Here is a 24,471-nt window from a genome sequence, read left to right on the forward strand (position 1 = left end):
CTTGATGATGCAAACAGCGAAAACCAAGATGTTCAAAAACGTTATGAAAAATACGCGGTAGCACAAGCTTGGTTGACTGACAATGCTTTGACAATTCCAGTAATGGCTTCTCCTAAAGAAACAGCTGTTTCATATGTTTCAAAAGTTCTACCATTTAGCTCATCATATTCTGTAGCCGGCCTTAAAGGTGAAAATTCAGGATACTTGAAGTACACTGAAGTTGGTGAAAAAGCAATCACCAAAGAAGAGTATGAAAAAGCTCGTGAAAAATGGTTGAAAGAAAAAGCTGAATCAAATGAGAAAGCTCAAAAAGAATTGGCAAGTCATGTGAAGTAAATAATTTCTAATAGAACTTTCTCTCCATGAGGAGAAGGTTCTTTTGGGATTTTTAAAGGAAATAATATGAAAAAATATATTTTTATGCGTGTTTTGCGGTCATTGGTTTCGATTTTCTTAGTAACGACTTTGACCTACACGATTATCTATACCTTGGTTCCTCGAAAATTGATTTTCAAGCAGGATCCTAACTATAATAAAATTGCGACAACGGCTGATAAACGTGATAACTATGAAAATACTGTGTTTGAGCGTATGGGCTACATTGAGTATTACGATACTAAAGAGTTGCAAGAAAAGGCAAGTAGCATGGATTCTTCTGTAACAGTAGAGGCAAATGCGACCAATAAAGCTATTTATGAAAAGTACATCAATCAATTAGGTCATGGTTGGACTTTGGGAGAATTTACTGAAAGTGGTCAATTTTATGCTACTCGTGAAATTCCAATTTTTGAACGTGTTTTTCACTTCTATGCTAACTTGATTGACATTGACCATACAAATAAAATTCAAGACCCTGAAAACCCAGACTTGAAACGCTATCTTCGTTTTGAAAATGATCCAGCTATCGGATGGTCATTGGTCGGTTCAGGTACTAAACATAAATATCTCTTATACTTCAACAGTCAGTTCCCATTTGTGCATCAAAATTTTGTGAATATCAATTTAGGTGACTCTTATCCAACCTATGCTAATACACCAGTTCTTCAGGTTATTACTCAAGGTCAAGGACAGACCAAAACTGCCCAAGTTCAGTTCCCAACAGGTAAGAAAACGTCTTCTGTAAATATTTACTCAAGAACCTACAAGTCACCTAGTCAGGCTGACTCTCGTGAAGTAGCTAGCTATGGGAAAGATGATCCTTATACAGCGACTGAAAGTAATTACCAATATCCATCTATGATTGTCAGCTCTGCTATTGCTGGTTTGATTGGTTTGGTGATTTCTTATGCGATTGCCGTGCCACTTGGTTCAGCCATGGCTCGTTTCAAGAACACTTGGATCGATAGCTTCTCAACAGGGGCTTTGACCTTCTTGATGGCTCTTCCAACAATCGCCCTTGTTTATATTGTTCGATTGATTGGTTCTTCAATTGGCTTGCCAGATTCATTCCCTATCTTAGGTGCTGGAGATTGGCGTTCATATGTTTTACCAGCAGTTATCCTTGGTTTGTTGGGTGCTCCTGGTACAGCCATTTGGATTCGTCGTTACATGATTGACTTGCAATCTCAAGACTTTGTTCGTTTCGCTCGTGCAAAAGGTTTGTCTGAAAAAGAAATTTCAAACAAACACATATTTAAAAATGCCATGGTTCCGCTGGTTTCAGGAATTCCTGGTGCTGTTATCGGGGTTATCGGTGGTGCAACCCTTACTGAAACAGTCTTTGCCTTCCCAGGTATGGGTAAAATGTTGATTGACTCTGTAAAAGCATCTAATAACTCTATGGTCGTTGGTCTTGTCTTCATCTTTACATGTATTTCTATTTTCTCACTTCTTTTGGGAGATATTTGGATGACCATTATTGACCCACGTATTAAATTGACTGAGAAAGGAGGCAAATAATGTCTACAATCGATAAAGAAAAATTTCAGTTTGTAAAACGTGACGATTTTGCCTCTGAAACTATTGATGCGCCAGCATATTCTTACTGGAAATCAGTGTTTAGACAATTTATGAAGAAAAAATCAACTGTAGTCATGTTGGGAATCTTGGTAGCCATCATTTTGATGAGTTTCATCTACCCAATGTTTTCTAAGTTTGATTTCAATGATGTCAGCAAGGTAAACGACTTTAGTGCTCGTTATATCAAGCCAAATGCTGAGCATTGGTTCGGTACAGACAGTAATGGTAAATCTCTCTTTGACGGTGTCTGGTTCGGAGCTCGTAACTCCATCCTCATTTCTGTGATTGCGACAGTGATTAACTTGGTTATCGGTGTCTTTGTCGGTGGTATTTGGGGAATTTCAAAATCAGTTGACCGTGTGATGATGGAAGTTTATAATGTCATCTCAAACATCCCATCTCTTTTGATTGTCATTGTCTTGACTTACTCAATCGGAGCTGGATTCTGGAATCTAATTTTTGCTATGAGTGTGACGACATGGATTGGAATTGCCTTCATGATCCGTGTGCAAATCTTGCGTTACCGTGATTTGGAATACAACTTGGCGTCACGTACTTTGGGAACACCGACCTTGAAGATTGTTGCCAAAAACATCATGCCACAATTGGTATCTGTTATTGTGACAACCATGACTCAAATGCTTCCAAGCTTTATCTCATACGAAGCCTTCTTGTCTTTCTTCGGTCTTGGATTACCGATTACCGTGCCAAGTTTGGGTCGTTTGATTTCGGATTATTCACAAAACGTAACAACCAATGCTTACTTGTTCTGGATTCCATTGACAACCCTTGTCTTGGTATCCTTGTCCCTTTTCGTAGTTGGTCAAAACTTAGCGGATGCTAGTGATCCACGTACACATAGATAGGAGTAGAAATGACAAAAGAAAAAAATGTAATTTTGACTGCTCGCGATATTGTCGTGGAATTTGACGTTCGTGACAAAGTATTGACAGCCATTCGCGGCGTTTCCCTTGAACTAGTTGAAGGAGAAGTATTAGCCTTGGTAGGTGAGTCAGGATCAGGGAAATCTGTTTTGACAAAGACTTTCACAGGTATGCTTGAAGAAAATGGTCGCATTGCCCAAGGAAGTATTGACTACCGTGGTCAGGACTTGACAGCCTTGTCTTCTCATAAAGATTGGGAACAAATTCGTGGTGCTAAGATTGCGACGATCTTCCAGGACCCAATGACTAGTTTGGACCCCATTAAAACAATTGGTAGTCAGATTACAGAAGTGATTGTAAAACACCAAGGAAAAACAGCTAAAGAAGCAAAAGAATTGGCCATTGACTACATGAATAAGGTTGGGATTCCAGATGCAGATAGACGTTTTGATGAATACCCATTCCAATATTCTGGAGGGATGCGTCAACGTATCGTAATTGCTATTGCCCTTGCCTGCCGACCTGATGTTTTGATCTGTGATGAGCCAACAACAGCCTTGGATGTGACCATTCAAGCACAGATTATTGATTTGCTGAAATCATTACAAAATGAGTATCATTTCACAACAATCTTTATCACTCACGACCTTGGTGTGGTAGCAAGTATTGCGGATAAGGTAGCGGTTATGTATGCAGGAGAAATCGTTGAATATGGAACTGTTGAGGAAGTCTTCTATGACCCTCGTCATCCATATACATGGAGTCTCTTGTCTAGCTTGCCTCAGCTTGCTGATGATAAAGGGGATCTTTACTCAATCCCAGGAACACCTCCGTCACTTTATACTGACCTGAAAGGGGATGCCTTTGCCTTGCGTTCTGACTATGCAATGCAGATTGACTTCGAACAAAAAGCTCCTCAATTCTCAGTATCAGAGACACATTGGGCTAAAACTTGGCTTCTTCATGAGGATGCTCCAAAAGTAGAAAAACCAGCTGTGATTGCAAATCTCCACGATAAGATCCGTGAAAAAATGGGATTTGCCCATCTGGAAGACTAGGAGGAAGGAAATGTCTGAAAAATTAGTAGAAATCAAAGATTTAGAAATTTCCTTCGGTGAAGGAAGTAAGAAGTTTGTCGCAGTTAAAAATGCTAACTTCTTTATCAACAAGGGAGAAACTTTCTCGCTTGTAGGTGAGTCAGGTAGTGGGAAAACAACTATTGGTCGTGCTATCATCGGTCTAAATGACACAAGTAATGGAGATATCATTTTTGAGGGTCAAAAGATTAATGGAAAGAAATCGCGTGAACAAGCTGCGGAATTGATTCGTCGAATCCAGATGATTTTCCAAGACCCTGCCGCAAGTTTGAATGAACGTGCGACTGTTGATTATATTATTTCTGAAGGTCTTTACAATCATCATCTGTTCAAAGATGAAGAAGAACGTAAAGAGAAAGTTAAAAATATTATCCGTGAAGTAGGTCTTCTTGCTGAACACTTGACTCGTTACCCTCATGAGTTTTCAGGTGGTCAACGTCAACGTATCGGTATTGCCCGTGCCTTGGTCATGCAACCAGACTTTGTTATTGCGGATGAGCCCATTTCAGCCTTGGACGTTTCTGTGCGTGCCCAAGTCTTGAACTTGCTCAAAAAATTCCAAAAAGAACTTGGTTTGACCTATCTCTTCATCGCCCATGATTTGTCTGTCGTTCGTTTTATTTCAGATCGTATCGCAGTTATTTACAAGGGTGTTATTGTAGAGGTTGCAGAAACAGAAGAATTGTTTAACAATCCAATTCACCCATATACTCAAGCCTTGCTTTCAGCGGTACCAATCCCAGATCCAATCTTGGAACGTAAGAAGGTCTTGAAGGTTTACGACCCAAGTCAACACGACTATGAGACTGATAAGCCATCTATGGTAGAAATCCGTCCAGGTCACTATGTTTGGGCGAACCAAGCCGAATTGGCACGTTATCAAAAAGGACTAAGCTAATAATGGTTTTATAATTTCCATGTCAATTTTTATGGAAATTATAAACCTTTTTTTGTTGGACTGATTTGAAAAACTTTGAAAGCATTCTGAAAGAATTTTCGAAAGAAATAGAATTCTTAGAAAATCATTGAATTATAGTGAGATGAAATAAAATCTGAACAACTTTATTAGGAAAGTCAAATTCATTTCTAGAAAAGGTTTAGAAGTCGCGGCGTATTACTCTAGCTTCAATCTACTATAGTCTAATACTCTTCGAAAATCTCTTCAAACCACGTCAGCTCTATCTGCCACCTCAAAACAGTGTTTTGAGCAACCTGAGGTTAGCTTCCTAGTTTGCTTTTTGATTTTCATTGAGTCTAATATCTACAATGTAAAAAACTCTAGCTATCAGTTCATTGATAGTTAGAGTTTTTTCTATTCATATGATTTAAGGAGATTAAATAAGGCTTCTACTTCTGATGACGGTGTAGCTGATTTAAGGTAAGCGTAATAAACTGTAAAAGTTATCTTGTCCTTCGGTATAAGAGGAATTTTTATTAAATCATCATCTTCATCAGAAAGTGCGATATCAGCCAGTAAACTAAGGCCAATCCCTTTCTTTAAAAGTTCTTTAAGGATGGCAATGTCATCAGTCTTAAAGAATATTTCTGCCTTGTTTTGATACTTTTGATTAAGCGTTTCAAAAGCTTTCAGGTGAACAAAGTGTTCGTCTAAGAGTATAAAGGATTGATCTGCTAATTCTTCAAAAGCGAGGGAAGGAGCAGTGGCAAAAGGATGGTTCTTAGATAAAACGACATACAGTTCTTTATGAAATAGCTCGTGTGACTCTATTGAAGGATAGTTGAGAGGTTCAATCAAACCGAGTAGGCTTGCATCAAGGTCTCCTTTGATGAGAAGGTTTAATAACTCCACGGAGCCATCGCGGATAGGGCGTACCTTTTTTAAAAAATCGAATTTATCTTTTTCGTTTAAGGCAGCAAAGAGATACTGAATGATAATAGGAGGGAATCCTACAGTAGAGTATTGTGCCAAGGAGCGATTAATTTCTTTGCGAGTAGAAATGACCTCAGGTAAAATCAGTTCTGTATGCTTTAGAAGGATTTGTCCTTGAGGAGTTAGCTTGAAGGAACGATGCGAGGGGTCATGGTGAATCAATTTGCAGTTAAAGGATTCCTCTAAGCGCTTGATAGCATAAGAAATAGATGGTTGGCTGACTTTATGTTGTTTTGCTACTTCCGTATAGGATTGAAGCTGGCAGAGGTCATAAAAATATTGTAGATCTTTTAAATTCATATGGGCTCAATTTCATTAGTTGGAGAAGGAAAATAAGTGGAAAACAGCAGATAAATAATTTTTATCCGTATCCTACAATTTGACTATACGAGTATTCACCAGTTAAAATGTAAGTGAGTCAGGGATCTCAAAGATTATCTAAGATACTCTCAAAAATGACCAACATCTTTTCTCGTTTATCAATAGGGAGCTGTTTAATCTTCATGTTGATTCTTTTGAGTGAAAGATTGTCACTCTTATCAGAGGTTGATTCAAGGCTATCAAAATTGAAAAATTCCTCTGGGGTCATTTCTAGGGCGTCAATCACTTTTTCAAGACTGTGAATGGTCAGATTCACATTTTGGTTTTCAAGTTGATTGATATATTTAAGCCCGAGTCCTGCTTGTTCCGAAAGTTCTTCCTGGCTCATTTTATTCTGTGTTCGAAAATATTTCACTTTTTGGGAAATATATTGTTGTAAATAGTTTTTAGTTGTCATATAAATAGAATACAAGTTTTATATGACAAAAAACACCTTAAAAAATAGAAAGTATTATATAACACACTTATAGGATATTTATTTTAATTAGGATTGTCAATTTGTATGATTGGTTTATTTTACTCGAAACTTTTAGTAAAGAGTGATCATCGAGAGTTTGATGAGTTCAGAAATTTATAAAATATAACAACTTAAAGTATTATCAATAATAGTGTTTTAAGTATAAAAGAGCCTATTAGAAATTGTTCTCGTAGACTCATTATAACATATGCGTATACAATTGTATTATTTAAACAACAACGTTTTACAAACAATTCGTTCCATGTGGTACAATATAAGTAAAAAGGAGGTTGCACTATGACTGCACATGATATTTTAAACAATCCTTTCCTCAATAAAGGTACTGCCTTTACCTTAGAGGAGCGAAAGGAACTAGGCCTTATCGGTTTACTGCCACCGTATGTTCAAACGATTGAAGAACAAGCGGCGCAAACTTATGCACAAATGCAAACAAAAGCCAATGATTTGGAAAAACGTCTTTTCCTAATGGAAATTTTTAATACCAACAGGACTCTTTTCTATTACCTCTTTTCTCAACATTTGGAAGAATTCAATCCAATTGTATATGATCCAACTATTGCAGATACCATTGAAGGCTATAGTGATCTTTTTGTAGATCCCCAATATGCGGGATATCTTGATATTAATCATCCTGAAAATATTGAAGCTACTTTGAAAAACGCTGCCGGGGGTCGCGAGATTCGTCTCATTGTTGTAACAGATGCAGAAGGAATCCTTGGAATTGGCGACTGGGGAACAAATGGTGTCGACATTTCTGTTGGGAAATTGATGGTCTATACAGGTGCTGCTGGAATCGATCCTTCGATGGTCCTTCCTTTAGTCATTGATGCAGGGACTAACCGTGAAGAACTTCGTAACAATCCTAATTACTTAGGAAATCGTCACGAACGGGTCCGCGGAGATCGTTACTACGACTTCATTGACCAATTTGTTCAAACAGCAGAACGTCTCTTTCCTAAACTCTACCTTCACTGGGAAGATTTCGGCCGCTTGAATGCTGCCAATATTCTTGAAAAATACCGGAAACAAATTCCGACATTTAATGATGATATTCAAGGTACAGGAATCGTTACCTTGGGTGGTATCTTTGGTTCTCTGGATATTAGTGGTGAAAAATTAACAGATCAAGTTTATCTCTGCTATGGTGGTGGTACTGCGGGTGCAGGAATTGCCTCTCGTGTTCTTCGTGAAATGGTAAGTGAAGGTCTTTCTGAAGAAGAAGCCTATAAACGTTTCTTTATGGTTGATAAACAAGGTCTTCTCTTTGATGACATGGATGACTTGACACCAGAGCAAAAACCATTTGCTAAGAAACGTGCTGACTTTAGTAACGCAGATAAGTTGACTGACCTGCTTGAAGTAGTGAAGACTGTGAAGCCAACCATTCTTGTAGGAACTTCAACTCAGCCTAATACCTTCACTAAAGAAATAGTAGAAGCTATGTGTGAAAACACAGAACGTCCAATGATCTTCCCTTTGTCAAACCCAACTAAATTGGCAGAAGCTAGTGCCAAAGATTTGATTGAATGGTCAGATGGCAAAGCTTTTGTCGCAACAGGAATTCCTGCTGATACGGTTTCTTATAAAGGTGTAGACTATGTGATTGGTCAAGCAAATAATGCCCTGATTTACCCAGGTCTTGGTCTAGGTATGCTGGCTTCTGAAGCAAGTCTTTTGACTGATGAAATGATTGGAGCGGCGGCGCATTCATTGAGTGGTATTGTCAATCCAGGCCAACCAGGAGCTCCTGTCTTGCCACCATTCAAGTATGTAGCAGATGTTTCTATTAAAGTAGCAGAAGCAGTCGCTAAAAAAGCACAAGAGCAAGGACTTGCACGCGCTAAGGAAACAGATATGGCCAAAGCAGTTCGTGATTTGAAGTGGTATCCAGAGTATAAATAATTCATTTCTGCTGCCTATCCTCGGGATACTTGGCTTATTTTGGATATGTTAGCAATCTACAGAGTTGATAACCGAAAAGTAAAGAGATTGTCGTATTGACTATTGGTTTTAAACAGTATAAAATAACTGTCGATTTTTTGTCCGACTGCCAAGAGTCAGTTTAATACTATACTAAAATCAAAACGCATTATATAATAGTGATATGAAATCAACCAAAGAAGAAATACAAGTTATCAAAACACTTTTAAAAGACTCTAGTACAACTAAATACCATAAAAGTCTTCAAATCGTTCTATTTTGTCTAATGGGCAAATCTTTGAAATTATCCTAAAAGAATTGAAAGAATTATGAAAGAATTTTCGAAAAATTTTAAAAAATTCTGAAATATTCTTGACAGCTAATGAAAAAGGTGGTAAGATAGGAAACATCAAAAAAGAAAGCAGAAAAAGAAATGAATAAGAAACAAGCTGTAACGATGAATCAAAACTTTTACTTTAGCTACTTTAGCTACTTTAGATAGTGTTTGTAGACATGTCACCATGGATGCAAACAGTTCAAGCAATTTGTTTGTATCTATGTGGCTAAGATTTTTGATTGTGGTCCATATAGATGAATATCTAAATGGACTAGCTAAGTTGTAACTTGTTAGATTATTTCAAGCATCCGTTTAGATAGTATCTAGGCGGTTTTTTGTTTTATACTCTTCGAAAATCAAAGTCAAACCACGTCAACTTCGCCTTGCCGTACTCAAGTACAGCCTGCGGCTAGTTTCCTAGTTTGCTCTTTGATTTTCATTGAGTATTATCTTTTCTGAGAAGGAGTTTCATTATGAAAGTTGTTCGAAAATTACTAGCACCCCTCTTGGTAGTGGGGATTCTCTTGACCTCTCTGATCAGTTTGCATCAGTTGAAGGCGGATAAGAAAAAAGATGTTTTTCGTATCGGTATTTCGCAGTTTATTACTCATCAATCTTTGGACGCTACTAGAGAAGGTTTTGTGGATGAGCTGGCCAAGCAAGGCTATGTTGAAGGGAAAAATATCGAGATTGATTTGCAAAATGCACAAGGAGAACAACGAAATCTAAAAACAATTTCCCAGCAGCTAGCAGAATCTAGTGATGTCGTTCTAGCTATCGCAACGCCTTCTGCTCAGAGCTTGGCCAATACAACACAAACGACACCTGTTATCTTTTCAGCGGTAACAGATCCTGTCAGTGCCAAGCTAGTTGAGTCAAGAGAACATCCTGGGGGTAATGTAACTGGGACAAGTGATCAGTCATCAGATGCCATTTCAACCCAAATCAATTTGATAAAGAAAGTCCTGCCAAAAGCTAAAACGATTGGAATTCTCTATACTCAGAGCGAGCCAAATTCGGTTGTCCAAAAGGATGAAGCTAAGCGCCTTCTGGAAGAAAAAGGCTTTACCGTTGTTGAAAAAACAATCTTGGACAGTAACAACGTCAAGGCGGCTGCAGAAAGCTTGATGGCAGAGGTGGATATGGTTTTTGTACCAACGGATAATATCATTTCATCAACCATGGAAACAGTCAAGCAGGTTTCTATTAAACACAAGGTTCCAGTATTCGGTGGTTCAACAGAAATGGTTGCTGTTGGTGGCTTGTATAACTACGGAACCAATTATGAAGAATTGGGAAGACAGACAGCAAGAATGCTGGTTCGTGTCTTAAAAGGTGAGAAGCCAGAAAATATAGCAGTTGAGTTGCCTGAAAAACTGGAATTGCATACCAATCAAGAAATGGCAGATGCATTGGGAATTGATATTAGTAAGTTAGAAGGCAAGGAATAAGGAGGTTTAAGATGAATTTTGTATTATCTAGTTTATCAGAAGGTTTGCTATGGTCGATTATGGCTATTGGGGTCTACTTGACTTTCCGTATTTTGGATATTGCGGATATGACTGCTGAAGGAGCCTTTCCACTGGGGGCGGCTGTCGTCGTATCTCAGATACAGGCAGGGACAAATCCTTGGATTGCGACCTTACTTGCTTTGCTGGCAGGTATGGTAGCAGGTCTTGTATCAGGAATGCTCCACACCAAGATGAAAATCCCAGCTCTCTTGACAGGGATTGTGACCTTGACAGGGCTTTATTCAATCAATATTAAAATCATGGGAAGTGTGCCCAATCTTTCCTTGGGAGATTCTTCAACTGTATTTAAACAGTTGGCTAGCTTGGGACTGACAACTGAAGAAGCTGTTTTCTCATTCAGTTTGGCCTGTCTCTTACTTGTTTGTTTGGTCTTGACCCTTTTGATGAAAACGGAGATTGGCTTGGTCTTGCGTTCGACTGGGGACAATATTCCGATGAGTGAGGCAAATGGGGTCAATGTAGACACCATGAAGATTGTTGGTTACATGATTTCAAACGGTTTGATTGCTCTGTGTGGTTCCTTGTTCGCTCAAAATGATGGATTTTCAGACGTAACCTCTGGGACAGGAACCATCGTTGTTGGTTTGAGTGCAGTCATTATTGCGGAAGTCTTGATACACGACTTGACCATTGGAGGACGTTTGTTATCCATCGGAATCGGTGCTATTGTTTACCGTTTGATTATTTTAAATATCTATGAAATTCCAAATCTAGATCAGAACCTGGTTCGTCTCTTTAATGCAATCTTGTTAGCCTTGGTTCTATTCGCACCAGAATTGCAAAAGAGATTAAAGATTCGTGGTCTGAAATTGAGAAATGAATAGGAGGAAAAAGTTATGGCAAGTTTGTTAACACTTGAAAATATTCACAAAACATTTGAAGCAGGGACGGTCAATGAGAACCATGTCCTCAAAGGATTAGATTTAGAGGTTGAAGAGGGAGATTTTATCTCTGTGATTGGTGGAAATGGAGCAGGGAAATCCACTTTGATGAATATCTTGGCTGGCAATCTATCGGTGGACGAAGGGGACCTTTTATTGGTAGGCAAATCCATTAAAAATCTGAGTGTAAGAAAGAGAGCCAAGGATATCGCCCGTGTTTTTCAAGATCCTAAGATGGGAACAGCTTCTCGTTTGACGATTGAGGAGAATATGGCTATTGCCTTGAGACGCGGGCAGAAGAGAGGACTTGGTTGGGGAGTGAAGGAGAAGGATAGAATCCAGTTCCAAGAAGCCTTGAAAGAGTTGAATATTGGTCTTGAAAACCGCTTGAAAGTGGATACTCAATACCTTTCAGGAGGACAAAGACAGGCCTTGACCCTAGTCATGGCAGCTCTGGTGAAACCTAAACTTTTGCTTTTGGATGAACATACTGCGGCACTTGATCCAAAAACCAGTCAAATGGTGATGGATTTGACGCAAAAGATTGTGGAACACCATCAGTTGACGACTTTGATGATTACCCACGATATGAACCATGCGATTGAGTATGGTAATCGTCTCATTATGCTCTATCAAGGCAAGATAGTGGTGGATGTCAAGGGAGAAGAGAAGAAGCATCTGACGGTTGAAGACCTTATGCATCTCTTCCAGAAAAATAGTGGTCAAAGTCTAGTCAGTGATGAATTGGTTTTGGGATAAAGAAAAAGGCTGAGATGTGGTGTCTCAGTCTTTTATTTCTTACGCTTTGCAAAATCTACAAAGTGAAATTTTTCTAATTTATGGCGACTTTCGGTAAACTGAAATTGGCGTCCGTCTTGGAGATAGACTTTTGATTTAATCGAAACGACATAAGGGTCTTTGCCAATGTCCATGAGAATCTTGTCTCGGTCGCTTGAGTGGTCGATGGTGATTTCCTTCTGAGCATAATCAATAAGGAGTTTGAGGTCATTTTCTATATAAGAATAGATAGACTGCTCAGCAATTTGGCGAGTGATATTTGGGATTAGTTCCATATCCAGATAGTCCGTATCCAGAACGGATACCAGATCATCCACCACACGCTGGCGGACCACCTTCCAAACCATACGAAATTCTGGGAAGCCAGTTATTAGTGAGGATTTTTTATCAATAATAATTTTGTCCAGACTGACCACGTTGGTTTTAGAGCGCAGTCCAAGTTCTTGGACTAGTTCTTGGTAGCTGGTTAGGTTGGATACAGGGAAATTGAGTGTTTCTTCTTTGACGACTTGAGAACCTTGCCCTCTTATCTTTTTGATCAATCCTTCCTCTTGGAGGAGAGACAGAGCCTTTCGGACGGTATCACGACTCACTTGATATTGCTCCATGAGGTCATGCTCGCTAGGAAGGAACTCTCCGACAGCGTAAGTCTCGTTTTGAATGGTTTCGTTGATTTGCTTAAATAGTTGTTGATATTTCTTCATTTGGCTTCCTTATACTCTTCGAAAATCAAATTCAAACCACGTCAGCGTCGCCTTACCGTACTCAAGTACAGCTTGCGGCTAGCTTCCTAGTTTGCTCTTTGATTTTCACTGAGTATTAAATGGGTTTTTAGTCTAGTTTAATGAACACCTGTATCTATTTTACCATACAAGTTCCAGAAAAATGACGAAAAAATCCTCTTTTTACACCAAACAAGTTGCAGACAAGTTTGGTATCGTTTACAATAGAACTATCAAATCAAACTTGCTTTGACAAGTATAAGGAGAATCAAATGGGAAAATTTGAACAAGAAGCCAAAGATTTGCTTCAGGCAATTGGAGGCAAAGAAAATGTGACTGCCGTCACTCACTGTGCGACACGGATGCGGTTTGTTTTAGGAGATGATAAGAAGGCTAATGTCAAGGCTATCGAATCAATTCCAGCTGTTAAAGGAACTTTTACAAATGCAGGTCAATTTCAGGTGATTATTGGGAATGACGTGCCGATTTTTTATAATGATTTTACAGCTGTTTCAGGCATTGAGGGTGTTTCCAAAGAAGCAGCCAAGTCTGCAGCTAAGAGTAATCAAAACGTGGTCCAACGTGTCATGACCACTCTGGCGGAAATCTTTACTCCGATTATTCCAGCCTTGATTGTTGGTGGATTGATTCTTGGTTTTCGTAATGTCTTGGAAGGTGTGCATTGGTCTATGTTGGATGGCAAGACCATCACGGAATCCTCTCAGTTTTGGGCAGGGGTTAATCACTTCCTCTGGTTGCCGGGTGAAGCTATCTTCCAGTTCTTACCAGTAGGGATTACCTGGTCTGTCTCTCGTAAGATGGGAACCAGCCAAATCTTGGGAATTGTTCTCGGAATCTGTTTGGTATCGCCTCAGTTGCTCAATGCCTATGCGGTTGCTTCAACGCCAGCAGCTGATATTGCGGCAAACTGGGTTTGGAATTTTGGTTACTTTACTGTTAATCGTATCGGTTACCAAGCCCAAGTTATTCCAGCCTTGCTTGCAGGTTTGAGTCTGTCTTATCTTGAAATTTTCTGGCGCAAGCATATTCCAGAAGTGATTTCCATGATTTTTGTGCCTTTCTTGTCATTGATTCCAGCTTTGATTTTGGCTCATACTGTTTTGGGACCAATTGGTTGGACAATTGGTCAAGGACTTTCATCAGTTGTATTGGCAGGTTTGACGGGTCCAGTTAAATGGCTCTTCGGTGCGATTTTTGGTGCCCTCTACGCTCCATTTGTCATCACAGGTCTACATCATATGACCAATGCTATTGATACACAATTGATTGCGGATGTTGGTGGAACTGCCCTCTGGCCTATGATTGCTCTTTCTAATATTGCCCAAGGTTCGGCCGTATTTGCTTACTATTTCATGCACCGTCATGATGAGCGTGAGGCTCAGGTTTCACTTCCTGCCACTATTTCAGCCTATCTTGGTGTTACAGAACCAGCCCTCTTTGGGGTCAATGTCAAATACATCTATCCATTTGTAGCTGGAATGACTGGTTCAGCTCTTGCAGGCATGTTATCCGTTACTTTTAATGTAACTGCGGCTTCTATTGGTATCGGTGGTTTGCCAGGTATCCTCTCTATTCAACCTCAATACATGTTGCCATTTGCAGGAACTATGCTAGTCGCTATTCTTGTTCCAATGCTCTTGACTTTCTTCTTCCGCAAGGCCGGTCTCTTTACAAAAACAGAGGACGATACGGACTTGCAGGCAGAATTCGTTGCTCAAGAAGAAGCAGAATTTGTGAGCCATGAACCAGTAGAACATACTCCAGTAGAAATTGTTAGCCCACTTGAAGGACAAGTAAAAGAACTAAGTCAAGCAACTGATCCAGTCTTTGCTTCAGGTGTCATGGGGCAAGGTCTGGTCATTGAACCAAGTCAAGGTGAGTTGACTTCTCCAGTCAATGGGACAGTGACGGTTCTTTTCCCTACCAAGCATGCCATCGGTATTGTCTCTGATGAGGGAGTGGAATTGCTCATTCACATCGGTATGGATACAGTTGGTCTTGATGGCAAAGGATTTGAAAGTCTTGTAGCCCAAGGAGATCATGTCACAGTTGGTCAGAAACTGATTCGTTTTGATATGGATGTCATTAAGGCTGCAGGTCTGGTAACAGAAACTCCTATCATTATTACCAATCAAGATGCTTATACAGCGACCATCACTGGAACTTATCCGACAACAATCCAAGCTGGAGAAGCTCTCATAGTCGCAACACGAATCTAATCAAAATAGCACAAATAGGGACGGAAGACTGCTTCCTCCCTTTTATCAGAAAAGGAGAAACAGATGACACTTGATAAAGGAAAAGTAGTCTATCAAATCTATCCAAAATCTTACAGAGACACCACTGGCAATGGTATTGGGGACTTACGTGGAATTATCGAAAAAATCCCCTATCTAGCCAAACTGGGCGTGGATATGGTCTGGCTCAATCCGTTCTACCCAAGCCCTCAACGGGATAATGGTTACGATATTTCAGATTATATGGCAGTAGATCCTCTTTTTGGTGATATGGCTGATTTTGAGGAAATGGTGTGTGTTGGTAAAGAACACAAGATTGACTTTATGCTGGACATGGTCCTCAATCATTGTTCGACAGAGCATGAATGGTTTCAGAAAGCTCTAGCTGGCGACCAGTACTACCAAGACTTTTTCTTCATCCAAGACCAACCGACAGACTGGCAGTCTAAGTTTGGTGGCTCTGCTTGGGCGCCTTTCGGGGATACGGGGAAATACTATCTTCACCTCTTTGATGAGACCCAGGCTGACCTTAATTGGCGCAATCTCAATGTTCGTAAAGAGCTTTTCAAGGTCGTTAATTTTTGGCGCGACAAGGGTGTTAAAGGTTTCCGATTTGATGTGATCAATTTGATTGGCAAGGATGAAGTCTTAGTGGATTGTCCTGAAAATGAAGGAAAGCCAGCTTATACAGACAAGCCTATCGTTCATGACTATTTGCGTATGATGAATCAAGCCACTTTTGGATCAGACGATAGCTTTATGACAGTTGGGGAAATGTCTTCTACAACCATGGAAAACTGTGTCCTCTATTCGTCGCCTGACCGTCAGGAATTATCCATGACCTTTAATTTTCATCACCTCAAAGTGGACTACAAAGATGGGCAAAAGTGGACCTTGGCTCCCTTTGATTTTGAAGAGTTGAAGAGTCTTTACCATAGTTGGGGTAAGGAAATGAGTGATAAAGGTGGTTGGAGCGCCCTCTTCTGGAACAATCACGACCAACCACGCGCTTTAAACCGTTTTGTTGATATTCAAAACTTCCGCAAGGAAGGAGCTACCATGCTAGCGGCCAGTATTCACCTTTCACGTGGGACACCTTATATCTATATGGGCGAGGAAATCGGGATGATTGACCCAGACTATGATTCTATTGCTGATTATGTGGATGTCGAATCGCTCAATGCCTATCAGATGCTCTTAGAGGAAGGGAAGAGTCAGGAAAAAGCCTTCCAGATTATTCAGGCTAAGTCGCGTGATAATTCACGAATTCCCATGCAGTGGGATTCTTCGGAAAATGCAGGATTTACAGTAGGGACACCTTGGCTCAAGGCAGGAAAATCCTACCCTCACATCAATGTAGAAAATGAAATCCAAGGTCCGATTTTCACCTTCTACCAAGACTTGATTCGACTTCGTAAAGGAATGCCTATCATCTCAGAAGGAAGTTACAAACCAGCCTTTGAAGATAGCAAACAAGTCTATGCTTTTGAACGCCAGTTTGAGGATCAAAAGTTGCTAGTGCTCAATAACTTTTATGCCACAGAAGTGGAAATCGATTTACCAGTAGCCTACCAAAATGGACAGATTTTGCTTTCAAACTATGAAGATGCAGAAGTGTCTGAAAAAATTCTACTCAAACCGTATCAAACACTAGCTATTTATGTAAATTAAACTCAGTAAGGAGCCCTCTTTCGCAGAAAAGCAGGGTTCTTTTTGCTGTCTATTCCCTCCCTGAAAGCGTAAAACAAACTAGTCAGGGTGGCTAGTTTATGGTATAATGAAAGAGACTCAAAAAGAAACAGGAGAAAAATGATGGATTTACTATTAGCAATTGTATTGATTGTGCTAGCTTTTCTAGGAGGAGCTCTTGGAGGAATGTACTTGGTTCGTAAGCAAATTGAAAAAGAATTTGCTGACAACCCACGTTTGAATGCTGAAGCAGTTCGTACTCTTTTGAGTGCAAATGGTCAAAAACCAAGCGAAGCTAAGGTACAACAAGTTTACCACCAAATCATCCGCCAACAAAAAGCAGCCCTTGCTAACAATAAAAAGAAAAAATAAATAAGGAAAAGTCTGGGATGAAAGTTCCAGACTTCTCACTATGTTGGCTATGCTTTAGGGATGAGACTTTTTCCTTGCATTCTATTGATATTTGATTATGATTAAGAGAGATAGTTGTTGCTTAGGCTGTCCTTCAGTTCATAAGGATCAATAATCATAATGAACTATCAATCAGAAAAAAGACTAGAAAGAAGACTGTATGGATAATCGACCAATTGGTTTTTTGGATTCGGGTGTCGGGGGCTTGACCGTTGTGCGCGAGCTCATGCGCCAGCTTCCCCATGAAGAAATCGTCTATATTGGAGATTCGGCACGGGCGCCCTATGGTCCCCGTCCTGCTGAGCAAATTCGTGAATATACTTGGCAGTTGGTCAACTTTCTTTTGACCAAGGATGTCAAGATGATTGTCATTGCTTGTAATACTGCGACTGCCGTCGTCTGGGAAGAAATCAAGGCTCAACTAGATATTCCTGTCCTAGGTGTGATTTTGCCAGGAGCTTCGGCAGCTATCAAGTCCAGCCAAGGTGGGAAAATCGGAGTGATTGGAACACCCATGACGGTACAATCAGACATCTACCGTCAGAAAATCCATGATTTGGATCCGGACTTACAGGTGGAGAGTTTGGCCTGTCCCAAGTTTGCTCCCTTGGTTGAGTCGGGGGCCCTGTCGACCAGTGTCACCAAGAAAGTGGTCTATGAAACTCTGCGTCCCTTGGTTGGGAAGGTGGATAGCCTAATTTTGGGTTGTACCCATTATCCGCTTCTCAGACCTATTATTCAAAATGTTATGGGGCCCAAGGTTCAACTTATCGATAGTGGGGCAGAGTGTGTACGGGACATCTCAGTCTTACTTAATTATTTTGAAATCAATCGTGGTCGCGATGCTGGACCACTCCATCACCGTTTTTACACAACAGCCAGCAGCCAAAGTTTTGCACAAATTGGTGAAGAATGGCTGGAAAAAGAGATTCATGTGGAGCATGTAGAATTATGACAAATAAAATTTATGAATATAAGGATGAACAGGACTGGTATGTCGGGTCCTATGGTATTTTTGGTGGCGTCCGGACGTTGACGGATGATGACTTGGATTTTCCTCTATTGGAGTTTGCCCAAAGATTTCGAGATGAGGATCGAGGTTTTCCTGTTTCTGTTACTGTTTTACGCTATGGTTCTCTCTACCGTTTATTGTCTTTTGTGGTAGATATCCTCAACCAAGAAATGGGACGAAATGTGGAAGTCATCCAACGTCAAGGGGCTTTTCTCTTAGTTGAAAATGGGCAACTTGTATATGTTGAATTGCCAAAAGAAGGGGTTAATGTTCAAGACTTTTTTGAGACAAACAAGGTCAGAGAAACCTTGCTCATTGCGACTCGAAACGAAGGCAAGACCAAAGAGTTCCGAGCTATCTTTGATAAGTTAGGCTACGATGTGGAAAATCTTAATGACTACCCTGATTTGCCTGAAGTAGCTGAAACAGGCATGACCTTCGAAGAAAATGCCCGTCTCAAGGCAGAAACCATTTCTCAATTAACGGGCAAGATGGTTTTGGCAGATGACTCAGGTCTCAAAGTCGATGTCCTTGGTGGCTTGCCAGGTGTCTGGTCAGCTCGTTTCGCAGGAGTGGGAGCTACTGACCGTGAAAACAATGCCAAACTCTTGCACGAATTGGCCATGGTCTTTGAACTCAAGGACCGCTCGGCTCAATTCCATACAACCCTAGTCGTAGCCAGTCCAAACAAGGAAAGTTTGGTTGTTGAAGCAGACTGGCCAGGCTACATTAACTTTGAACCTAAGGGTGAAAATGGCTTCGGCTATGATCCTCTCTTCCTTGTAGGAGAGACAGGCAAGTCCTCAGCTGAATTAACCCTTGAAGAAAAAAATAGTCAATCTCACCGTGCCTTAGCCGTTAAGAAACTTTTGGAGGTATTTCCATCATGGCAAAGCAAACCATCATTGTAATGAGCGATTCTCATGGCGATAGCTTGATTGTGGAAGAAATCCGTGATCGCTATGTGGGCAAAGTTGATGCCGTTTTTCATAATGGCGATTCTGAACTGCGTCCTGATTCTCCCCTTTGGGAAGACATCCGTGTTGTTAAAGGGAATATGGACTTCTATGCAGGTTACCCAGAACGTTTGGTGACCGAGCTTGGTTCGACCAAGATTATCCAAACTCATGGTCACTTGTTTGACATCAATTTCAACTTTCAAAAGTTGGACTACTGGGCTCAGGAGGAAGAGGCCGATATCTGCCTCTATGGGCATTTGCATGTGCCAAATGCTTGGATGGAAGGTAAGACCCTCTTTCTAAATCCAGGTTCCATCAGTCAACCACGTGGGATCATCAGAGAATGTCTCTATGCTCGTGTGGAGATTGATGATAGTTATTTTAAAGTGGACTTTTTGACACGAGACCATGAGGTGTATCCAGGCTTGTCCAAGGAGTTTAGTCGATGATTGCCAAGGAGTTTGAAACTTTCTTGTTGGGGCAGGAGGAAACTTTTTTGACCCCTGCTGAAAATCTAGCCGTGTTGATTGATACCCACAATGCGGATCATGCAACCCTCTTGCTTAGTCAGATGACCTATACCCGTGTTCCTGTTGTGACAGATGAAAAACACTTTGTTGGAACTATTGGGCTCAGAGATATTATGGCTTACCAGATGGAGCATGACTTGAGTCAAGAAATTATGGCAGATACGGATATCGTTCATATGACGAGAACAGATGTAGCGGTTGTTTCTCCTGATTTTACCATTACGGAGGTCTTGCACAAGCTGGTAGATGAGTCCTTCTTGCCGGTTGTGGATGCGTCTGGTATTTTCCAAGGGATTATCACGCGCAAGTCTATCCTCAAGGCAGTCAATGCCCTCTTGCATGACTTTAGTAAGGAATATGAGATTCGATGCAAATAAAAGACAGGATTTCAGACTTTTTAGAGGAAAAGCAGGGTCTGTCTGCCAATTCCAAGCAGTCCTATAGGTATGATTTGGAGCAATTTTTAGACATTGTAGGCGAGCGGATTTCTGAGACCAGTCTCAAGATTTACCAAGCCCAGCTAGTCAATCTAAAAATCAGCGCTCAGAAGCGAAAGATTTCGACCTGTAACCAATTTCTCTACTTTCTCTATCAAAAAGGAGAAGTGGATAGCTTTTACCGCTTGGAATTAGCCAAACAAGCTGAAAAGAAGACCGAAAAGCCAGAACTGTTAGACCTAGACTCTTTTTGGCAAGAAAGTGACGTTCCAGAGGGTCGCTTGCTAGCGCTCTTAATCCTAGAAATGGGGCTCTTACCGAGTGAGATTTTAGCTCTCAAGGTTGCGGATATCAATCTGGATTTTCAGGTGTTGCGAATCAAGAAGGCTTCCCAACAGAGGATTGTTACCATTCCCACGACCTTGCTTTCAGAGTTGGAACCCTTGATGGGGCAGACCTATCTCTTTGAAAGGGCAGGGAAAGCCTATTCTCGTCAGTGGGCCTTTCGTCAGCTAGAGTCTTTTGTCAAGGAGAAAGGTTTTCCAGCACTATCAGCCCAAGCCTTGCGGGAACAGTTCATTCTACGACAAATTGAAAACAAGGTCGATTTGTACGAAATTGCAAAAAAATTAGGATTAAAAACAGTCCTGACCATAGAAAAATATAGATAATGGATATTAAACTAAAAGATTTTGAAGGGCCTCTGGACTTGCTCTTGCACCTGGTTTCTAAGTACCAGATGGATATCTACGATGTGCCTATTACGGAAGTCATTGAACAGTATCTAGCTTATGTCTCAACTCTGCAGGCCATGCGTCTGGAAGTGACGGGCGAGTACATGGTTATGGCCAGTCAGCTCATGCTGATCAAGAGCCGCAAGCTTCTTCCAAAGGTAGCGGAAGTGACCGATTTGGAGGATGACCTAGAGCAGGATCTCCTCTCTCAAATTGAAGAATACCGCAAGTTCAAGCTCTTGGGGGAGCACTTGGAAGCCAAGCACCAAGATCGGGCCCAGTATTATTCCAAAGCGCCGACAGAGTTGATTTACGAAGATGCGGAGCTTGTGCATGACAAGACGACCATTGACCTCTTTTTGGCTTTTTCAAATATCCTAGCAAAGAAAAAAGAGGAGTTTGCCCAGAATCACACGACTATCTTGCGGGATGAGTATAAGATTGAGGACATGATGGTTATCGTGAAAGAGTCCTTGACTGGACGAGATCAATTGCGCTTGCAGGATTTGTTCAAGGAAGCTCAGAATGTCCAAGAGGTCATTACCCTCTTTTTGGCAACCCTAGAGTTAATCAAAACTCAGGAGCTGATTCTTGTGCAAGAGGAAAGTTTCGGAGATATTTATCTCATGGAAAAGAAGGAAGAAAGTCAAGTGGCCAAAAGCTAGACTTGATAGAGAGGAAAGATGAGTACTTTAGCAAAAATAGAAGCGCTCTTGTTTGTAGCGGGTGAAGATGGGATTAGAGTCCGCCAGTTAGCTGAACTCCTCTCTCTGCCACCGACAGGCATCCAGCAGAGTTTAGAAAAATTAGTCCAGAAGTATGAAAAGGATCCAGATTCCAGTTTGGCTCTGATTGAGACAGGGGGCGCTTATAGATTGGTGACCAAGCCTCAATTTGCAGAGATTTTGAAGGAATACTCTAAGGCACCTATCAACCAGAGTTTATCTCGGGCTGCCCTTGAGACCTTGTCCATCATTGCTTACAAACAGCCCATCACACGGATAGAGATTGATGCCATCCGTGGGGTCAACTCGAGTGGGGCCTTGGCAAAGTTGCAGGCCTTTGACTTGATACGAGAAGACGGAAAAAAAGAAGTGTTGGGACGCCCCAACCTCTATGTGACAACAGATTATTTCCTAGATTACATGGGAATTAACCATTTGGAAGAATTACCAGTGATTGATGAGCTTGAGATTCAAGCCCAAGAAAGCCAATTATTTGGTGAAAGGATAGAAGAAGATGAGAATCAATAAGTATATTGCCCACGCAGGTGTGGCCAGTAGGAGAAAAGCAGAAGAGCTGATCAAGCAAGGCTTGGTGACGGTTAACGGCCAGGTGGTACGTGAACTAGCAACGACCATCAAGTCAGGCGACAAGGTCGAAGTGGAAGGTCAACCTATCTACAATGAAGAAAAGGTCTATTATCTGCTTAACAAACCACGCGGTGTCATTTCCAGTGTGACAGATGACAAGGGCCGCAAGACGGTTGTCGACCTCTTGCCCAACGTGAAGGAGCGCATCTACCCTGTAGGTCGTTTGGACTGGGATACATCAGGAGTCTTGATTTTGACCAATGATGGGGATTTTACGGATGAGATGATTCACCCTCGTAATGAGATTGACAAGGTTTATGTCGCGCGTGTTAAAGGTGTGGCCAATAAGGATAATCTCCGCCCCTTGACCCGTGGACTTGAGATTGATGGCAAGAAAACCAAGCCGGCTGTCTATGAGATTATCAAAGTGGACCCAGTTAAAAACCGCTCTGTGGTGCAGTTGACCATCCATGAAGGGCGTAACCACCAGGTTAAAAAGATGTTTGAAGCTGTCGGTCTCCAAGTGGACAAGTTGTCACGGACTCGTTTCGGACACCTAGACTTGACAGGTCTTCGTCCGGGAGAATCCCGCCGTCTTAATAAAAAAGAAATCAGCCAACTACACACCATGGCTGTAACCAAGAAATAATGAAACGAATTTTGATAGTGCCTGTGCGCTTTTACCAACGGTTTATCTCCCCAGCCTTTCCACCCTCTTGTCGCTTTGAGCCGACTTGTTCCAACTACATGATTCAGGCTATTGAAAAACATGGCTTCAAGGGTGTTTTGATGGGCTTGGCTCGGATTTTACGTTGCCATCCCTGGTCGAAAACAGGTAAGGACCCCGTCCCAGACCATTTTTCTTTAAAGAGAAATGCAAAATAATACTCAATGAAAATCAAAGAGCAAACTAGGAAACTAGCCGCAGGCTGCTCAAAACAGTGTTTTTAGGTTGTGGATAGAACTGACGAAGTCAGCTCAAAACACTGTTTTGAGGTTGTAGATGAAACTGACGAAGTCAGTAACCCTACCTACGGCAAGGCAATGTTGACGTGGTTTGAAGAGGTTTTCGAAGAGTATAAATTGGATTCTAATGTATAAAACACAGATAGATGATACTTGGTATTTATCAAGTGCCATCTATCTGTGCTTTTATTTATGATTGATGTTTCTGCTATTTATTCCAAAATGTTTTTACCTTCTTTAACACGCCAATGATAATCCGATAAAATAATATCTTCGAGGGAGTAGCTAGCCTTCCAATCAAGATATTTTTTAGCTTTTGATGCGTCTGCTAGGACGCTAGCTGGGTCACCAGCACGGCGAGCAACAATTTCGTGTGGTATTTTTTGATTCAGTAATTCTTCAGCAGTTTTAAAGATTTCTTTGACGGTATAGCCTTTTTCGGTTCCTAAGTTAAAGATTTGAGAAGAACTGTCTTCTTGAAATAGGTAGTTCATTCCTTTAACATGAGCCTGTGCAAGGTCCAAGACATGAATGTAATCCCGAATACATGAACCATCACGTGTATCGTAGTCATCTCCAAATATTTTCAGGCTATCATTTTGTCCCAATGCTGTCTTGTTGATATTTGGAATGATATGAGTTGGATTTTTCACACGTAGACCGTTTGAAGCATCCATTTCAGCCCCAGCAACATTAAAGTAACGGAAAATGACATATTTCCAATCGTAGCGATTGGCCATCCAGTAAATCATTCGTTCACCCATCAGTTTTGTTTCTGCATAAGGGTTGACAGGGTCGAGCAGGGTATCTTCAGTTGCTGGCTTGTCAATACAGTTATTGCCATAGAGAGAAGCAGTCGAAGAGAACATGATTTTTTGAATGCCAACTTCAGACAAGACTTTGAGAACTTGGTTCATACCAGCAACATTGGCAGTGAAGTATTTACTTGGATTTTCAATGCTTTCGCTCACAACAATCTCACCTGCACAATGAAGAACAGCATCAATCTGATTTTCTTCTAAGTAAGCTTTTAGGGCACTAGCATCATAAACATCTAGTTGCTTAAAGCTAGCACGACTATCCACAGCTGAACGATTTCCTGTAGAGAGATTATCTAGAACATGTACCTGATAGCCAGCATTTAAAAGAGCTTTAACGGTATGGGAGCCAATGTAGCCAGCTCCACCTGTAACAAGGATTGTTTTGGTCATGATTTTTTCCTTTTCCTAGTTTTGTACTATTTTAAAGAAAGAGGGAAGGAAAGTCAACTATTTTCTATAAT

General features: G+C 40.9%; 24 protein-coding genes and 2 pseudogenes. 22 read left to right on the forward strand and 4 right to left on the reverse strand.

The window, feature by feature from the left end; genetic code table 11:
* From HMPREF9957_RS06060 to HMPREF9957_RS06080, 5 genes and pseudogenes are all read left to right on the forward strand, one after another.
* A pseudogene (locus HMPREF9957_RS06060) lies at positions 1-336 on the forward strand (peptide ABC transporter ATP-binding protein); the annotation flags it as partial.
* Between the two features lie 66 nt (positions 337-402).
* On the forward strand, positions 403-1,899 hold the full coding sequence (locus HMPREF9957_RS06065; RefSeq protein ID WP_000759899.1) for an ABC transporter permease: 1,497 nt from the start codon (positions 403-405) through the stop codon (positions 1,897-1,899).
* Positions 1,899-2,825: an oligopeptide ABC transporter permease OppC gene (gene oppC / locus HMPREF9957_RS06070; RefSeq protein WP_000103703.1), complete on the forward strand. Its 927-nt coding sequence runs from the start codon at positions 1,899-1,901 to the stop codon at positions 2,823-2,825. The genes HMPREF9957_RS06065 and oppC overlap by 1 nt, the downstream gene beginning before the upstream one ends.
* Before the next feature lie 8 nt (positions 2,826-2,833).
* Complete coding sequence (locus HMPREF9957_RS06075; protein ID WP_000159551.1) at positions 2,834-3,901, forward strand: ABC transporter ATP-binding protein; 1,068 nt, start codon at positions 2,834-2,836, stop codon at positions 3,899-3,901.
* Positions 3,902-3,911: 10 nt separating this feature from the next.
* Complete coding sequence (locus HMPREF9957_RS06080) at positions 3,912-4,838, forward strand: ATP-binding cassette domain-containing protein (protein ID WP_001291302.1); 927 nt, start codon at positions 3,912-3,914, stop codon at positions 4,836-4,838.
* Between the two features lie 414 nt (positions 4,839-5,252).
* Here the strand turns inward: HMPREF9957_RS06080 and HMPREF9957_RS06085 are convergent, their stop codons facing one another.
* A complete protein-coding gene (locus HMPREF9957_RS06085) occupies positions 5,253-6,131 on the reverse strand; it encodes a LysR family transcriptional regulator (protein ID WP_001049298.1) in 879 nt (292 codons plus the stop codon).
* Between the two features lie 127 nt (positions 6,132-6,258).
* Entirely contained in the window at positions 6,259-6,609 is a 351-nt protein-coding gene (locus HMPREF9957_RS06090; protein ID WP_000208712.1) for a helix-turn-helix domain-containing protein, read from the reverse strand.
* A 357-nt stretch (positions 6,610-6,966) separates the two neighbouring features.
* On the opposite strand from HMPREF9957_RS06090, the gene HMPREF9957_RS06095 reads away from it, so the two are divergent.
* The 5 genes and pseudogenes from HMPREF9957_RS06095 (at position 6,967) to HMPREF9957_RS06110 (ending at position 12,119) form a co-directional block, all read left to right on the forward strand.
* A complete protein-coding gene (locus HMPREF9957_RS06095) occupies positions 6,967-8,592 on the forward strand; it encodes a malolactic enzyme (RefSeq protein ID WP_000123926.1) in 1,626 nt (541 codons plus the stop codon).
* Between the two features lie 202 nt (positions 8,593-8,794).
* Positions 8,795-8,914: pseudogene (locus HMPREF9957_RS13045) on the forward strand (IS630 family transposase); the annotation flags it as partial.
* Positions 8,915-9,420: 506 nt separating this feature from the next.
* Positions 9,421-10,398, forward strand: coding sequence for an ABC transporter substrate-binding protein (locus tag HMPREF9957_RS06100; protein WP_000869840.1), 978 nt, complete (start codon positions 9,421-9,423; stop codon positions 10,396-10,398).
* A gap of 11 nt (positions 10,399-10,409) precedes the next feature.
* Positions 10,410-11,303: an ABC transporter permease gene (locus tag HMPREF9957_RS06105; protein WP_001012086.1), complete on the forward strand. Its 894-nt coding sequence runs from the start codon at positions 10,410-10,412 to the stop codon at positions 11,301-11,303.
* A gap of 12 nt (positions 11,304-11,315) precedes the next feature.
* Positions 11,316-12,119: an ABC transporter ATP-binding protein gene (locus HMPREF9957_RS06110; RefSeq protein ID WP_000157670.1), complete on the forward strand. Its 804-nt coding sequence runs from the start codon at positions 11,316-11,318 to the stop codon at positions 12,117-12,119.
* Positions 12,120-12,151: 32 nt separating this feature from the next.
* Here the strand turns inward: HMPREF9957_RS06110 and treR are convergent, their stop codons facing one another.
* The gene (gene treR / locus HMPREF9957_RS06115) at positions 12,152-12,862 is read right to left on the reverse strand and encodes a trehalose operon repressor (RefSeq protein ID WP_000760667.1); all 711 of its coding nucleotides are present in this window, start codon (positions 12,860-12,862) and stop codon (positions 12,152-12,154) included.
* Between the two features lie 290 nt (positions 12,863-13,152).
* Between treR and treP the strand changes: the two genes are divergently transcribed.
* The 12 genes from treP to yidD all read left to right on the forward strand — a co-directional run bounded on the left by treP (position 13,153) and on the right by yidD (position 23,108).
* On the forward strand, positions 13,153-15,120 hold the full coding sequence (gene treP / locus HMPREF9957_RS06120) for a PTS system trehalose-specific EIIBC component (RefSeq protein WP_000514333.1): 1,968 nt from the start codon (positions 13,153-13,155) through the stop codon (positions 15,118-15,120).
* A 63-nt stretch (positions 15,121-15,183) separates the two neighbouring features.
* On the forward strand, positions 15,184-16,809 hold the full coding sequence (treC, locus tag HMPREF9957_RS06125; RefSeq protein ID WP_000171235.1) for an alpha,alpha-phosphotrehalase: 1,626 nt from the start codon (positions 15,184-15,186) through the stop codon (positions 16,807-16,809).
* A 141-nt stretch (positions 16,810-16,950) separates the two neighbouring features.
* Complete coding sequence (locus HMPREF9957_RS06130; RefSeq protein WP_000364990.1) at positions 16,951-17,199, forward strand: YneF family protein; 249 nt, start codon at positions 16,951-16,953, stop codon at positions 17,197-17,199.
* A gap of 199 nt (positions 17,200-17,398) precedes the next feature.
* Positions 17,399-18,193 carry a glutamate racemase gene (gene racE, locus HMPREF9957_RS06135; RefSeq protein ID WP_000370376.1) on the forward strand — a complete coding sequence of 265 codons (795 nt, stop codon included), beginning with the start codon at positions 17,399-17,401 and terminating at the stop codon, positions 18,191-18,193.
* Positions 18,190-19,161 carry a nucleoside-triphosphate diphosphatase gene (locus tag HMPREF9957_RS06140; protein ID WP_000182444.1) on the forward strand — a complete coding sequence of 324 codons (972 nt, stop codon included), beginning with the start codon at positions 18,190-18,192 and terminating at the stop codon, positions 19,159-19,161. Before racE ends, HMPREF9957_RS06140 begins: the two co-directional genes overlap by 4 nt.
* Complete coding sequence (locus HMPREF9957_RS06145) at positions 19,137-19,658, forward strand: metallophosphoesterase (protein ID WP_001118948.1); 522 nt, start codon at positions 19,137-19,139, stop codon at positions 19,656-19,658. Before HMPREF9957_RS06140 ends, HMPREF9957_RS06145 begins: the two co-directional genes overlap by 25 nt.
* Positions 19,655-20,116, forward strand: coding sequence for a cyclic-di-AMP-binding protein CbpB (gene cbpB, locus HMPREF9957_RS06150; RefSeq protein ID WP_000560711.1), 462 nt, complete (start codon positions 19,655-19,657; stop codon positions 20,114-20,116). The genes HMPREF9957_RS06145 and cbpB overlap by 4 nt, the downstream gene beginning before the upstream one ends.
* Complete coding sequence (gene xerD, locus HMPREF9957_RS06155) at positions 20,113-20,847, forward strand: site-specific tyrosine recombinase XerD (protein WP_303659944.1); 735 nt, start codon at positions 20,113-20,115, stop codon at positions 20,845-20,847. Before cbpB ends, xerD begins: the two co-directional genes overlap by 4 nt.
* Positions 20,847-21,575: a segregation/condensation protein A gene (locus HMPREF9957_RS06160; RefSeq protein ID WP_000351889.1), complete on the forward strand. Its 729-nt coding sequence runs from the start codon at positions 20,847-20,849 to the stop codon at positions 21,573-21,575. Before xerD ends, HMPREF9957_RS06160 begins: the two co-directional genes overlap by 1 nt.
* Before the next feature lie 18 nt (positions 21,576-21,593).
* Positions 21,594-22,163, forward strand: coding sequence for an SMC-Scp complex subunit ScpB (gene scpB, locus HMPREF9957_RS06165; RefSeq protein WP_000105305.1), 570 nt, complete (start codon positions 21,594-21,596; stop codon positions 22,161-22,163).
* Positions 22,150-22,872, forward strand: a complete 723-nt coding sequence (locus HMPREF9957_RS06170) for a pseudouridine synthase (RefSeq protein WP_001222223.1) — start codon at positions 22,150-22,152, stop codon at positions 22,870-22,872. The genes scpB and HMPREF9957_RS06170 overlap by 14 nt, the downstream gene beginning before the upstream one ends.
* A complete protein-coding gene (gene yidD / locus HMPREF9957_RS0102320; RefSeq protein WP_025170696.1) occupies positions 22,872-23,108 on the forward strand; it encodes a membrane protein insertion efficiency factor YidD in 237 nt (78 codons plus the stop codon). Before HMPREF9957_RS06170 ends, yidD begins: the two co-directional genes overlap by 1 nt.
* Before the next feature lie 293 nt (positions 23,109-23,401).
* On the opposite strand, the gene galE is transcribed toward yidD, so the two are convergent.
* On the reverse strand, positions 23,402-24,400 hold the full coding sequence (gene galE / locus HMPREF9957_RS06175; protein ID WP_000167823.1) for a UDP-glucose 4-epimerase GalE: 999 nt from the start codon (positions 24,398-24,400) through the stop codon (positions 23,402-23,404).
* Positions 24,401-24,471: the final 71 nt, after the last annotated feature.

Source organism: Streptococcus mitis SK1080 (assembly GCF_000220085.1).
Lineage (GTDB): Bacteria > Bacillota > Bacilli > Lactobacillales > Streptococcaceae > Streptococcus > Streptococcus mitis_K.